The sequence below is a fragment of the Sandaracinobacteroides sp. genome, assembly GCF_057137845.1.
Genome location: NZ_DBNHFX010000045.1, coordinates 1 through 12410, shown reverse-complemented (window position 1 = coordinate 12410; position 12410 = coordinate 1). Strand labels below are relative to the sequence as shown.

The following is a 12410-nucleotide window of genomic DNA, read 5'->3' as shown; positions in this document are numbered from 1 at the left end:
TCGACGTTGTGGACGATGGTGCCGACCGGCATCTGCCCGATCTCCATCGCATTGCCTGGCTTCACGTCGACCTTCTTGCCGGCGACCACCTGGTCGCCCGGCGCGAGCCGTTGCGGAGCAAGAATGTAGGCCTGCTTGCCGTCCGGGTAGCGGATCAGCGCAATGAAGGCCGACCGGTTGGGGTCGTATTCAAGCCGCTCGACCGTCGCTGCAATGTCCCAGGTCCGCCGCTTGAAATCGACGATCCGGTAACGCTGTTTATGACCGCCGCCGATGCCGCGCGCAGTCGCGTGGCCCATGTTGTTGCGGCCGCCCGACTTGGTCTTTCCTTCAGTCAGCGCCTTGACGGGCTTGCCCTTCCACAGCGCCGCGCGATCGACCAGAATAAGGCCGCGCCGCGCCGGGCTGGTGGGATTGTAGTTCTTCAGTGCCATGGCTCAGTCACCCGCCATCAAATGCCAGAAGTCACATCGATCGACTGGCCGTCAGCCAGTGTCACGATAGCCTTCTTGAGATCGCTGCGCCGGTAGGGCTTGCCGCGCCAGCGCTTGGTCTTGCCCTTGGAGACCAGGGTGTTAACCGCAGTCACCTTGACATTGAACAGCGCCTCGACGGCTGCCTTGATTTCCGGCTTCGAAGCGGTTTTCGCCACTTCGAACACCAGCTGATTATGCTCGCCGACCAAGGTCGACTTCTCTGTGATGATCGGCTTGACCACCACGTCGAAGTGCCTGAGGTCGATCGCCTCTTGTTGCTTAGCCATTGAAGCGCGCCTCCAGATCTTCGACCGCGGCGCGCGTCAGCACCAGATGATCGTGGTTCAGGATGTCGTAGACATTGGCACCGATCGCCGGCAGCACGTCCACCTTGTAGAGGTTGCGGCTGGCCAGGGCGAAGTTCACGTCAACCGCCGCACCGTCCACGAACAGACCGTTCGCAACACCCAGCAGCGCCAGTTGATCCTTCAGCGCCCTGGTCTTTGCCGCGTCGAGCGCCAGATTGTCGACGATCACCAGCTTGCCTTCGGCAGCCTTCGACGACAGCGCATGGCGAAGCCCCAGCGCGCGCACCTTCTTGTTGAGACCGGGATCGAAGTCCCGGACGCGCGGACCATGCGCCTTGCCGCCGCCGATGAACTGCGGAGCAGCGCGATTGCCGTGACGGGCGGTACCGCCGCCTTTCTGACGACCGAACTTCTTGCCGGTGCGGGCAACATCCGAACGCTCACGCGCCGCACGAGCCGTGCCACGGCGCTTTTCGAGTTGCCAGGTCACGACACGGTGCAGGATGTCTGCGCGAGGCTCCAGCCCGAACACTTCCGGGTTGAGCTCCAGCTCTCCGGCCGACTTGCCGGCCAGCGTCTTCACTTGCACCTTCATCACGCTTGCTCCTCGGCAACGTCAGCAGCCGGGACTTCTGCAACCGTTTCCGGCGCAGCGGCAGTCGTCGATTTCACCGATGCCGGGTAGGGAGCGTCGGCCGGACGATCGACCTTCACCGAATCGCGCACGAGCAACCAGCCGCCCTTCGATCCCGGAACCGAGCCGCGGACGAACAGCAGGTCACGCTCGGTATCGGTCAGCACGATCTCGAGGTTCTGCTGGGTGCGATTGCGGTCACCCATGTGGCCCGCCATCTTCTTGTTTTTGAAAACCTTGCCCGGATCCTGCCGCTGGCCGGTCGAGCCGTGCGAGCGGTGCGAGATCGAGACGCCGTGCGTTGCACGAAGACCGCCGAAGCCCCAACGCTTCATGGCGCCGGCAAAGCCCTTGCCCTGCGTCGCCCCGGTCACGTCGACCAGTTGGCCGACAACGAAATGGTCTGCGGAAATCTGCGCGCCGACTTCAACCAGGGCGTCTTCCGCCACCGGGAATTCAGCGAGGATCGCCTTCGGCTCGACTTCGGCCTTGGCGAAATGCCCACGCTCGGGCTTCGTCAGATTCTTTGCCTTGGCAGCGCCCGCACCAAGCTGCACGGCCACATAGCCATCACGCTCGGCGGTCTTCTGCGCCACCACCTGATTTGTTTCCAAAGCCAGAACCGTGACGGGTACATGGACCCCATCTTCACGGAACAGACGGGTCATCCCCATCTTCCTGGCGATTACGCCGGTTCGCATTTCACTTCCTTCATCAGAGGCCACTTCCGGCTATTCGCCATCAGGGCATGACCAACTCAGAGGCCCTCGCCGAAACGCGGGCTTGCACGATTGCAGCGATCAGCCTTGCAGCTTGATCTCCACATCCACACCTGCCGCCAGATCGAGCTTCATGAGGGCATCGACCGTTTGCGGCGTCGGCTTCACGATATCGAGGAGCCGCTTGTAGGTACGAACTTCGAACTGCTCGCGCGACTTCTTGTCGACGTGCGGCGAGCGGTTGACCGTGAACTTCTCGATCCGGGTGGGAAGCGGAATCGGGCCACGCACATCGGCACCCGTACGCTTGGCAGTGTCGGCGATTTCGCCCGTCGCGGTGTCGAGCACACGATGGTCGAATGCCTTCAGGCGGATGCGGATGTTCTGCGTTTCCATTTTTCCAACTCTTCTCATGCCGGCAGCAGATTCGCCCGTGGCGCCACGCTACCGATTCAATTCCGGATCGACCGTTCAAACAGCCAAGCCGACGCCCGCGGAAGTCCCCGGGCTTCGGCCCAAAACCTTCCCCGCCGAAGCGCGCGACGAATCGCTGCCCCGGCGGGAGGAGGCTCTATATTACTTGGAGATCGACGCGACAACCCCTGCGCCGACGGTCCGGCCACCTTCGCGAATGGCGAAGCGCAGGCCCTGGTCCATGGCGATCGGAGCAATCAGCTTCACACCAAGCGTGACGTTGTCGCCGGGCATGACCATTTCCGTGCCTTCCGGCAGTTCAACGGTGCCGGTCACGTCGGTCGTGCGGAAGTAGAACTGCGGCCGATAGTTGGCGAAGAACGGCGTATGACGGCCACCTTCGTCCTTCGACAGCACGTACACTTCGGCCTTGAACTCGGTGTGCGGGGTGATCGAGCCGGGCTTGGCCAGAACCTGACCGCGTTCGACGTCTTCACGCTTCGTGCCGCGCAGCAGCGCACCGATGTTGTCACCGGCCTGGCCCTGATCAAGCAGCTTGCGGAACATTTCGACGCCGGTCACGACCGTCTTCACGGTGTCCTTGATACCGATGATCTCGACTTCTTCACCGACCTTCACGATGCCGGTTTCGACACGACCGGTCACGACGGTGCCACGACCCGAGATCGAGAACACGTCTTCGATCGGCATCAGGAACGGCTTGTCGAGCGGACGCTCGGGCTGCGGGATGTAGGCATCGACGGCGGCCATCAGTTCGAGCACCCGCTCACGGCCGATTTCGGGGCTCTTGTCTTCCAGCGCCATCAGGGCCGAACCCTTGATGATCGGAATATCGTCGCCCGGGAAGTCGTACTTCGACAGCAGTTCGCGGATTTCGAGTTCCACGAGCTCGAGGATTTCCGGATCGTCGACCTGGTCGACCTTGTTCATGAACACGACCATCGCCGGCACGCCGACCTGCTTTGCAAGCAGAATGTGCTCGCGGGTCTGCGGCATCGGGCCGTCGGTCGCCGAAACGACGAGGATGGCGCCGTCCATCTGCGCCGCGCCGGTGATCATGTTCTTCACATAGTCGGCGTGGCCGGGGCAGTCGACGTGCGCATAGTGACGCTCGGCGGTTTCATACTCGACGTGGCTGGTCGAGATGGTGATGCCGCGCTCGCGCTCTTCGGGAGCCTTGTCGATGTTCGCATAGTCGACGAACGTCGCGCCGCCGGTTTCAGCCAGCACCTTGGTGATGGCTGCGGTCAGCGAGGTCTTGCCATGGTCGACGTGACCGATGGTGCCGATGTTGACGTGCGGCTTATTCCGCTCAAACTTCGCCTTTGCCATATGGATATCCTCTTTTCTTCAACCAGTTGTAAGTTTCCGGCCAAAATCAGCCGAGTTTCGCCTTCACTTCCTCGGCCACGTTCGACGGAACTTCCTCGTAGTGGCTGAACTGCATCGTGTATTGTGCCCGGCCCTGCGTCATCGAGCGGAGCTGGTTCACATACCCGAACATGTTCGCAAGCGGCACCAGCGCCTCGATCACCTGCGCGTTGCCACGGGTGTCGGTGCCCTGGATCTGTCCCCGGCGGCTGTTCAGGTCGCCGATGCAGTCACCCATGAAGTCTTCGGGTGTCACCACCTCGACCGACATCATCGGCTCAAGCAGCTTGATCCCGGCCTTGGTCGCCGCTTCACGCATCGCGCCACGGCCGGTAATTTCGAACGCCAGCGCCGAAGAGTCGACGTCGTGGTAGGCGCCGTCGGTCAGCGTCGCCGTGAAGTCGATGATCGGGAAGCCGATCAACGAGCCGGATTCCGCCACCTCGCGAATGCCCTTCTCGACCGAGGGGATATATTCGCGCGGAACGTTGCCGCCCTTCACTTCGTCGACGAACACCACGCCCGAACCGCGCTCGCCCGGCTCGACCACAATCTTCACGCGGCCGAACTGGCCCGAACCGCCGGATTGCTTCTTGTGCGTGTAATCGACTTCGACCTTGCGGGCGAGCGATTCACGATAGGCAACCTGCGGTGCGCCGACATTGGCTTCCACCTTGAACTCGCGACGCATGCGGTCGACGAGGATTTCGAGGTGAAGTTCGCCCATGCCCTTGATGATGGTCTGGCCGCTTTCCTGGTCCGAGGTCACGCGGAAGCTCGGGTCTTCCTGCGCCAGACGATTGAGCGCGAGACCCATCTTTTCCTGGTCGGCCTTGGTCTTCGGCTCGACAGCGACTTCGATCACCGGCTCGGGGAATTCCATCCGCTCGAGGATGATCGGCTTCAGCGGCGCGCAAAGCGTGTCGCCGGTCGTCGTTTCCTTCAAGCCGACGAGGGCAACGATGTCGCCCGCATAGGCTTCCTTGATGTCTTCGCGGTTGTTGGCATGCATCAGCAGCATGCGGCCGATCTTCTCGCGCTTGTCCTTCACCGAGTTCAGCACCGAAGTCGCTGCATCAAGCTTGCCCGAATAGATGCGGGCAAAGGTCAGCGAGCCGACGAAGGGATCGCTCATGATCTTGAACGCCAGCGCCGAGAAAGGGGCTTCATCGCTGGTTTCGCGGGTGTCGTGCTCGTCGGTGCCGGGCTTGATACCGTCGACCGGCGGAATGTCGAGCGGGCTAGGCAGATAGTCGATGACCGCATCGAGCAGCGGCTGCACGCCCTTGTTCTTGAACGACGAACCGCACAGCACCGGAACGATGTCGAACGCCAGCGTGCCCTTGCGGATCAGCTTCTTCAGCGTCGCCACATCCGGCTCATTGCCTTCGAGATAGGCTTCCATCGCCGCATCGTCCTGCTCGACGGCAAGCTCGATCAGTTCGGCGCGCGCAGCGGCGGCCTTGTCCTTCAGGTTGTCGGGAATGTCGCGATATTCGAACTTCGCGCCCAGCGATTCCTCGAGCCAGATGATCGCACGGTTCTCGACGAGATCGACGAGGCCGATGAAATCGCTTTCGAGGCCGATAGGATAATAGAGCACTGCCGGGCGGGCACCCAGGCGATCCTTGATCATCTGCACGCAGCGCTCGAAGTTGGCACCGGTGCGGTCAAGCTTGTTGACGTAGCACATGCGCGGCACGCGATACTTGTCGGCCTGGCGCCACACGGTTTCGGATTGCGGCTCGACGCCGGCGACACCGTCGAAACAGGTGATCGCACCATCGAGCACGCGCAGCGAACGCTCGACTTCGATGGTGAAGTCGACGTGGCCGGGCGTGTCGATGATGTTGATCCGATGATCCTGCCAGAAGCAGGTGGTCGCAGCGGACGTGATCGTAATGCCACGCTCCTGCTCTTGTTCCATCCAGTCCATGGTCGCCGTCCCCTCGTGGGTTTCGCCGATCTTGTAGGACTTGCCGGTGTAATAGAGGATCCGCTCGGTCGTCGTCGTCTTGCCGGCATCGATGTGAGCCATGATGCCGATGTTACGATACTTTTCCAGCGGGTGAGAGCGTGGCATGGATAACTCCGGATTACGTGTTCGGCACTACCAGCGGTAGTGCGAGAAGGCGCGGTTGGCTTCCGCCATCTTGTGCGTGTCTTCGCGCTTCTTCACCGCGTTGCCCCGATTGTTCGAAGCTTCGATGAGTTCGGCGGAAAGACGGGCCGACATGGTCTTTTCGGCACGATTGCGCGCCGATGCGATCAGCCAGCGGATGGCGAGGGCCTGCGCACGCTCGGGGCGGACTTCGACCGGCACCTGATAGGTGGCACCGCCGACACGGCGCGAGCGCACTTCGACGAGCGGCCGCACATTGGCGAGCGCGTCATGGAACACACCAAGCGGATCGCGCTTGGCGCGCTGCTCGATGGTGTCGAGGGCGGAATAGACGATCGTTTCGGCGACCGACTTCTTCCCCTCGTACATGACGAGGTTCATGAATTTGGTGAGAACCTGATCTCCGTAGCGGGGATCGGGCAGGATTTCGCGCTTTTCGGGGCGACGACGACGTGACATGGTTGTGGCCTCCCTTACTTCGGACGCTTGGCGCCGTATTTCGAGCGCGACTGCTTACGGTTCTTGACGCCCTGCGTGTCGAGTACACCGCGCAGGATGTGATAGCGAACGCCGGGAAGATCCTTTACGCGGCCGCCGCGAATCAGGACCACCGAGTGTTCCTGCAGGTTGTGGCCCTCGCCGGGGATGTAGCCGATCACCTCGAACCCGTTGGTGAGACGGATCTTGGCCACCTTCCGGAGTGCCGAGTTCGGCTTCTTCGGCGTCGTCGTATAGACGCGGGTGCACACGCCGCGCTTCTGCGGGCAGGCCTCCATCGCCGGGACCTTGTTGCGGGCCTTCTGTGGCTCGCGACCCTTGCGGATCAACTGGTTGATAGTGGGCATTCGACTTCTGGACTTCCTCTGTTCGGCCCCCTCCCCCATGGAGAGAGGCCTACTCCAGCACCAATCCGTCTGTGAATGTCCGCATGGAAATCCACAGCATAAGCGCGAGCAGCCCCATGAGGGATGCTCGCCGCACGGCCCGGCCTGTCGTATCTCTTTTCGCGCCGGGGCAGATGCCCGAAAAGCAATCAGCCCCGAAAACGAAGCGCCGCCCTTATCGCTGGCGAGGGCAAACGTCAACTGCCATGCACCGCAGATTCGATGACGACCGGGCGGGAAACCGGGTGCGCGTCAGCGCGCGTCGGCCACCAGTTGCCCACCCTTCACGACTGCCTTTGCATGTTCAAGAACGGTCACATCCGCCAGCGGGTCGCCCGAAACTGCCACCATGTCGGCGAAACGGCCGGTTTCGATTGCGCCCACGTCGCGCGAACGGCCCAGCGCCTCGGCCGCAGTCAGCGTGGCTGCGCGGATCGCCTGCATCGGCGTCATGCCGTAGCGCACCATGATCGCAAACTGCTTCACCGACTGGTCGTGCGGCGCAACGCCCGCGTCCGAGCCGAACAGCATCTTCGCGCCGGCTGCATTGGCCTTGCGGAAATTCTGCCGCTGCACCTCGCCGATTTCGCGGTCCTTGCGGAGGTTGTCTTCAAGAACGCCGTTCTTCTTGCCTTCGGACTGGGTATAGTCGGTGTTGAAGATGTCGAAGGTCAGATAGGCACCCTTCTCCTTGGCGAGGCGGATCCCTTCGTCGTCGATCAGGCTTGCATGTTCGATGGTGTCGATCCCTGCACGGATCGCCGCCTTGATCCCCGATGTGCCGTGCGCGTGCGCGGCAACCTTCATTCCGGCCATGTGCGCTTCGTCGGCGATCGCCTGCAGTTCGGCGTCGGTCATCTGCTGCTGCCCAGGCTCGTCGCCGCGGCTGAACACGCCGCCGGTTGCACAGATCTTGATGACTTCCGCGCCATATTTGCGCATCTCGCGGACCTTGTCGCGGAAGCCGTCTGCCCCGACTGCAACGCCCCGGCTGGTCGCGTCGGCGCTGGGTGGCAGGAACGTCTCGTCGCAATGACCGCCGCGCGCGCCCAGCGCATAGGCGGCCGGCACGATCCGCGGGCCAACGATATAGCCCCCCTCCACGCCCTGCTTAAGGCCGACGTCGGCAAAGTCCGAAGAACCGACGTTGCGCACCGTGGTAAAGCCGGTTTGCAGCATCTTTCGGGCCTGCGCCGTGCCGACAACCGTCCAGAAGCTGTCGGTATATTCCAGCCCCCGGTATCCGCCAATCGCGGCGTCGCCGGTCAGGTGGACGTGCATGTCAATGAGGCCGGGGATGAGGGTCAGCCCGGCAAGGTCGATGGTGCGGGCGCCGGCCGGTGCGGCAAGCGCGCCCTGACGCCCGATCTGCACGATGCGGCCATCGGTCACCAGGATCGCCGGTTGCTCGATCATGCGGCCCGTCACCACGTCCAGCATACGCGCCGCAGTGATCATGGTGGTTTCAGCCGCCGCAGGCGCTGCCGCCAGCAACCCCGTGAACGCCAGCATCATGGCACGAATCCGCATGTCCCTCGTCCCCTCGAACTTTCAGTGATCTGATATCGCTATTGTTGGCGTCCGCGTGCCTGCACCGCTTCACGCCGTTTCGCAACCTCGTCCGGGGAAACCGCGCGATTTGCCAACGACGATCGCTGGTGTTCCAGCGCCAGCCCGTCGCCGAACGTAGCGGCGAACCCGTCGTCGATCAGTTGCTTGTAGGCGCGGCTGAAGGCGGGATCGATGGTCGCCATGTCGGCGGCCAGCCGGCACGCCACCGGCAGCAGATCGTCGGCCGCGACCACGCGGTTCAACAGGCCCCAACGCTCGGCCGTCGCTGCATCGAGAAAGTTTCCCGACAGGCTGAGTTCCTTGGCGCGATAGCTTCCCAGCAACCGCGACAGCTTCTGTGAAAGCCCCCAGCCCGGCATGATGCCGACCCGCGCATGGGTATCGGCAAAGCGGGCATTTTCGCTGCCGATCAGCACGTCGCAGGCAAGCGCCAGTTCGAACCCGCCGGTGATCGCGACACCGTTGATCGCACCGATCACCGGCTTGCCGCAGCTCTCAATTGCCTTAACCGGATTCGCCTCGGCGGAACTGCCGGTTGCATCGGCCATCGCCGCTGCATCCGAACCAAGCTCCTTCAGGTCCAGCCCGGCAGTGAATGCGCGTGTCCCGGCACCCGTCAGCACCACCACCCGAACGTCGTCGCGGCTGTCCATCTGGCGCATCACCTGCGCAAGCTCCGCCCGCAGCGCCTTCGACAGCGCGTTCATCGCTTCCGGCCTGTTCAGCATCACCACTGCAACGCCATTTTCGGCAACCGCCACGTCAACCAGTGCCATGCAACATCCTCCTGCGGCGCTCTTCCCGCCTGCGCGACACTCGGCCACAGGGGGCGTTTCTAGGCGACATATATCAATTCAGCTATGGCGCGCGGCACATACCGGGCGCCAGCCAGATGCTGACTACCCGCCACGCAAATGAAACGGAAGTTCCAATGCACAGGATCAAGGCCACCATTGTCGCCCTCGCAGCAGGCGCAAGCGCAAACGCGATTGCCGCCACCGGCGACCCGATCAACCTCGGCAACGGGCTTGTCGTGGATCCGATCGTCGATGCGCGGCTGCGCTATGAAAATGTCGACCAGCCAACGACCGGCGCCGACGCACTGACCCTGCGCGTGCGCGCCGGAGCCGAATTCCGCGTGAACCAGTTCTCGCTGCTGGCGGAAACCGAAAGCACGATGGCACTGGTGAACGACTACAACGCCTTCCCGTTCGTAGTGCAGAGCGGGCAGCGGCGGCCGCAGTTTTCCACCATCTCCGACCCCTCGAACATCGAACTGAACCGCCTGCAACTCCAGTGGAAGGGAGGCCCCGGCACGCTGACGCTCGGACGGCAGCGAATCAATCTCGACGACCAGCGCTGGGTTGGCTCGGTCGGCTGGCGGCAGAACGAGCAGACCTTCGACGCAGTCCGCGCCGAAGCGAAACTGGGTCCGGTCGTGCTCGATGGCACCTATGCGATCGGCCAGCGCACGATCTTCGGCATCGACGGCGGGCCGCGCCAGTCCTACGGCGGCGACTTCCTGTTTCTTGGCGCTGGCGGCAAGGCCGGGCCGGTGAACCTGAAGGCCTTCGCCTATCTCGTCGACTATGACGAACCCTTCTTTTACGCCAACAGTTCCAAGACTTTCGGCCTCAGGGCAACGGCCGCCCTCCCCCTCGCCCCGTCGGCAAAACTGAACCTCGCTGCAAGCTACGCCCGCCAATCCGATACGGGGCGCAACCCGGTCGCCTATGCCGCAAACTATCTCGCCGCAGACGCCGCACTCGGGCTGCACGATTTTACCCTGAATGCCGGCTATGAACTGCTGGGAAGTGACGGCCGCGCAGCAGCAGGCGCAGCCCGCGCAGTGCAGACGCCGATGGCCACCCTCCACAAGTTCAACGGCTGGGCCGACATGTTCCTCTCCACCCCCAACACCGGCCTGCGCGACATCTATGCCGGCGCAGCCTACAGGTTCAGCGCAGTGAAGGCGGTTCCCGGTCTCAACGCGGCGGTCACGTGGCACCGGTTCGACAGCGACATCCGCTCGATCCATTACGGCAACGAATGGGATGCAAGCCTCGGATTCAAACTTGGCCGGGTGGGCTTGCTCGCGAAATACGCCAACTATGATGCACGCGGCTTCGGGGTCGATACCCGTAAGTTCTGGCTGCAGGCGGAAGTCGCCTACTGACGCCCGCATGGGGCGAAGCGATGGCGGGCGGGTCGGTGCACCCGCCCCGCACCATCGCGCCTTCAGCGCCAGACCGCGTCCGCAAGCGTGCAGTGCAGCCCCTCGCGGTGCAGGCTGTCGATGAACGTGTGGTGGCCGAACGCCGCCGCCGGCGACGCGACGCCAGCACCATGGAAGCTGCCCTCCAGCAGGCATTGCGCGGCCGTCGCGATCATCGCCCCCGTCTGCAGATAGGGCGAAGTCGCATAATAGGTCAGGTTGCACCCCGCCAGACGTCCACGCGCCCGCACCGAGATGGTGCAGCGGTTCACGTCCTCGTCCTCGCGCGGGGGCGTCGTTGCGATCTCGCGGCCCCACGCATTGGTAAGCTCCTCCTGCTGTTCCGGCGACAGCGATGTCGCAACACGCGCATATTCCTGCATGCGATCGAGAACCCAGCCGACGAAGGGGCTGGGTGTGAAGGCGACGCAGACCCTGAGGTTCCGCACCCGCCTGTCGTTCGCATACCAGATCGGCTCGCAACCGCCGCCCCACGGCAGACCGGTGAGGATCTCGTGGGTGTGCGGCGCCGACACCTGGATCGAACTCGCCTCGGGCCAGGTCGCCAGTTCGCCATTCAACAGCAGATATTGCGGGCGCGTGCACATCCGCAGGAACGACAGCGTCGATGCGACCGTCGGCGCACCGTTGGGCGCATAGACGATGTCGAAGCTGTCGATACCTTCCTTCAGCAGCAATTCCTCGACCGCCAGTTGCCCGGCAAGCCACATGAACGATGTGGCGGGGCACGCCAGCAGGCCTTGCGCCGCGAACTTCGGGCCGAAATGATCGCGCACATGCAGCAGCCAGTCCTGCTCGCCGGTGGTGTCGAGATAGTGGCAGCCTGCCTCCAGCGCGGCAGCCACCACCGGTTCGCCAAGCTGCATGAACGGGCCGGTAACATTGATGACCAGCTTGCAGCCCTTGAACAAGGCGGCCAGCGCCCGCTGTTCGTGCGCCACCCCCCGGATCCGGCAGCGGTTCCGATCAAGGCCGGGGACGGTGGCCATCTCCGCTTCCAGCCGTTCGGCCGAGCGGCCCGCAGCAACGAAATCGATGCCGCGCCGCGCCAGGAACTCGGCGATCAGCTTGCCCGTATAGCCGCTTGCGCCATAGACGACTACCTGCGGTTCCGACATGATGCACTCCTCTCGTGTTCCGGCGCCGGCGGCCATTCCGCCGTTCTGATCACCGTTCCCTTCCCCGCCGCCAGATCGGCGGCCAGAAATCGCTCCTGCGGCTTTTCCGATGCCGTCTTGGTGATCGCGCCGACGACTTGCAGAACAACCGGAACGCTGTTCGGGTCCAGCCGCTCGCGGCACCATGCGATCAGGCCTGCCGGGTCGAATGCGTCGGGCGCCGCTGCCACGATCGCGGCCACCACATCCTTTTCGCCCGGCGCGCCGGATGCAGCGGCCACACCATAGATGAATACGTCCTCCACAGCGGGATGCTCGGCGATGATCTTCTCGACGGCGCCGGGATCGATAAACGCGCCGTTACGGCGGATGGCGCCACCCTTGCGGTAATGAAAGAACAGCCAGCCGTCCTCGTCGACATGGCCCATGTCGCCCATGCGCAGCCAGCCGCCGCGCACCTTGTCGCGCGATGCCTCCGGGTTGGCGTGGTAATGCACCGCCAGCGCCGGGCCTGTTGCCGCGCGAAAGCAGATTT

13 protein-coding genes and 1 pseudogene are annotated in these 12410 nt (G+C 63.5%); 1 reads left to right on the top strand and 13 read right to left on the bottom strand.

Annotation, left to right across the window (positions count from 1 at the left end; genetic code table 11):
- The 11 genes and pseudogenes from rplB to AC16JP_RS02190 all read right to left on the bottom strand — a co-directional run.
- Positions 1 to 434: pseudogene (rplB, locus tag AC16JP_RS02240) on the bottom strand (50S ribosomal protein L2); the annotation flags it as partial.
- 17 nt (positions 435 to 451) lie between these two features.
- Entirely contained in the window at positions 452 to 763 is a 312-nt protein-coding gene (locus AC16JP_RS02235) for a 50S ribosomal protein L23 (RefSeq protein ID WP_484338972.1), read from the bottom strand.
- The gene (gene rplD, locus AC16JP_RS02230; protein WP_484338973.1) at positions 756 to 1379 is read right to left on the bottom strand and encodes a 50S ribosomal protein L4; all 624 of its coding nucleotides are present in this window, start codon (positions 1377 to 1379) and stop codon (positions 756 to 758) included. Before rplD ends, AC16JP_RS02235 begins: the two co-directional genes overlap by 8 nt.
- Entirely contained in the window at positions 1379 to 2119 is a 741-nt protein-coding gene (gene rplC / locus AC16JP_RS02225) for a 50S ribosomal protein L3 (RefSeq protein ID WP_484338971.1), read from the bottom strand. The genes rplD and rplC overlap by 1 nt, the downstream gene beginning before the upstream one ends.
- A 99-nt stretch (positions 2120 to 2218) precedes the next feature.
- Positions 2219 to 2533 (bottom strand): 30S ribosomal protein S10, encoded by a 315-nt coding sequence (gene rpsJ, locus AC16JP_RS02220; protein WP_484338970.1) that lies wholly within the window; start codon positions 2531 to 2533, stop codon positions 2219 to 2221.
- A gap of 180 nt (positions 2534 to 2713) precedes the next feature.
- Positions 2714 to 3904 carry an elongation factor Tu gene (gene tuf, locus AC16JP_RS02215; RefSeq protein WP_484338969.1) on the bottom strand — a complete coding sequence of 397 codons (1191 nt, stop codon included), beginning with the start codon at positions 3902 to 3904 and terminating at the stop codon, positions 2714 to 2716.
- 46 nt (positions 3905 to 3950) lie between these two features.
- Complete coding sequence (gene fusA, locus AC16JP_RS02210) at positions 3951 to 6026, bottom strand: elongation factor G (RefSeq protein ID WP_484338968.1); 2076 nt, start codon at positions 6024 to 6026, stop codon at positions 3951 to 3953.
- Between the two features lie 27 nt (positions 6027 to 6053).
- Positions 6054 to 6524 carry a 30S ribosomal protein S7 gene (rpsG, locus tag AC16JP_RS02205; protein WP_484338967.1) on the bottom strand — a complete coding sequence of 157 codons (471 nt, stop codon included), beginning with the start codon at positions 6522 to 6524 and terminating at the stop codon, positions 6054 to 6056.
- 14 nt (positions 6525 to 6538) lie between these two features.
- The gene (rpsL, locus tag AC16JP_RS02200; protein ID WP_484338966.1) at positions 6539 to 6910 is read right to left on the bottom strand and encodes a 30S ribosomal protein S12; all 372 of its coding nucleotides are present in this window, start codon (positions 6908 to 6910) and stop codon (positions 6539 to 6541) included.
- 291 nt (positions 6911 to 7201) lie between these two features.
- On the bottom strand, positions 7202 to 8479 hold the full coding sequence (locus AC16JP_RS02195) for a Xaa-Pro dipeptidase (protein ID WP_484338965.1): 1278 nt from the start codon (positions 8477 to 8479) through the stop codon (positions 7202 to 7204).
- A gap of 38 nt (positions 8480 to 8517) precedes the next feature.
- A complete protein-coding gene (locus AC16JP_RS02190; protein ID WP_484338964.1) occupies positions 8518 to 9297 on the bottom strand; it encodes an enoyl-CoA hydratase in 780 nt (259 codons plus the stop codon).
- A gap of 155 nt (positions 9298 to 9452) precedes the next feature.
- Between AC16JP_RS02190 and AC16JP_RS02185 the strand changes: the two genes are divergently transcribed.
- Positions 9453 to 10697 (top strand): alginate export family protein, encoded by a 1245-nt coding sequence (locus AC16JP_RS02185; protein ID WP_484338963.1) that lies wholly within the window; start codon positions 9453 to 9455, stop codon positions 10695 to 10697.
- A 62-nt stretch (positions 10698 to 10759) separates the two neighbouring features.
- Here the strand turns inward: AC16JP_RS02185 and AC16JP_RS02180 are convergent, their stop codons facing one another.
- Complete coding sequence (locus tag AC16JP_RS02180) at positions 10760 to 11875, bottom strand: saccharopine dehydrogenase family protein (protein WP_484338962.1); 1116 nt, start codon at positions 11873 to 11875, stop codon at positions 10760 to 10762.
- On the bottom strand, positions 11857 to 12410 hold a 554-nt coding region (locus tag AC16JP_RS02175), incomplete at its 5' end, for an AMP-binding enzyme (protein WP_484338961.1). The genes AC16JP_RS02175 and AC16JP_RS02180, both read right to left, overlap by 19 nt.

Excerpts from the sequence above, each read along its gene's own strand:
- AC16JP_RS02235 (WP_484338972.1), bottom strand. The coding sequence starts at position 763 with ATGGCTAAGCAACAAGAGGCGATCGACCTCAGGCACTTCGACGTGGTG.
- rplD (WP_484338973.1), bottom strand. The coding sequence starts at position 1,379 with ATGAAGGTGCAAGTGAAGACGCTGGCCGGCAAGTCGGCCGGAGAGCTG.
- rplC (WP_484338971.1), bottom strand. The coding sequence starts at position 2,119 with ATGCGAACCGGCGTAATCGCCAGGAAGATGGGGATGACCCGTCTGTTC.
- rpsJ (WP_484338970.1), bottom strand. The coding sequence starts at position 2,533 with ATGGAAACGCAGAACATCCGCATCCGCCTGAAGGCATTCGACCATCGT.
- tuf (WP_484338969.1), bottom strand. The coding sequence starts at position 3,904 with ATGGCAAAGGCGAAGTTTGAGCGGAATAAGCCGCACGTCAACATCGGC.
- fusA (WP_484338968.1), bottom strand. The coding sequence starts at position 6,026 with ATGCCACGCTCTCACCCGCTGGAAAAGTATCGTAACATCGGCATCATG.
- rpsG (WP_484338967.1), bottom strand. The coding sequence starts at position 6,524 with ATGTCACGTCGTCGTCGCCCCGAAAAGCGCGAAATCCTGCCCGATCCC.
- rpsL (WP_484338966.1), bottom strand. The coding sequence starts at position 6,910 with ATGCCCACTATCAACCAGTTGATCCGCAAGGGTCGCGAGCCACAGAAG.
- AC16JP_RS02195 (WP_484338965.1), bottom strand. The coding sequence starts at position 8,479 with ATGCGGATTCGTGCCATGATGCTGGCGTTCACGGGGTTGCTGGCGGCA.
- AC16JP_RS02190 (WP_484338964.1), bottom strand. The coding sequence starts at position 9,297 with ATGGCACTGGTTGACGTGGCGGTTGCCGAAAATGGCGTTGCAGTGGTG.
- AC16JP_RS02185 (WP_484338963.1), top strand. The coding sequence starts at position 9,453 with ATGCACAGGATCAAGGCCACCATTGTCGCCCTCGCAGCAGGCGCAAGC.
- AC16JP_RS02180 (WP_484338962.1), bottom strand. The coding sequence starts at position 11,875 with ATGTCGGAACCGCAGGTAGTCGTCTATGGCGCAAGCGGCTATACGGGC.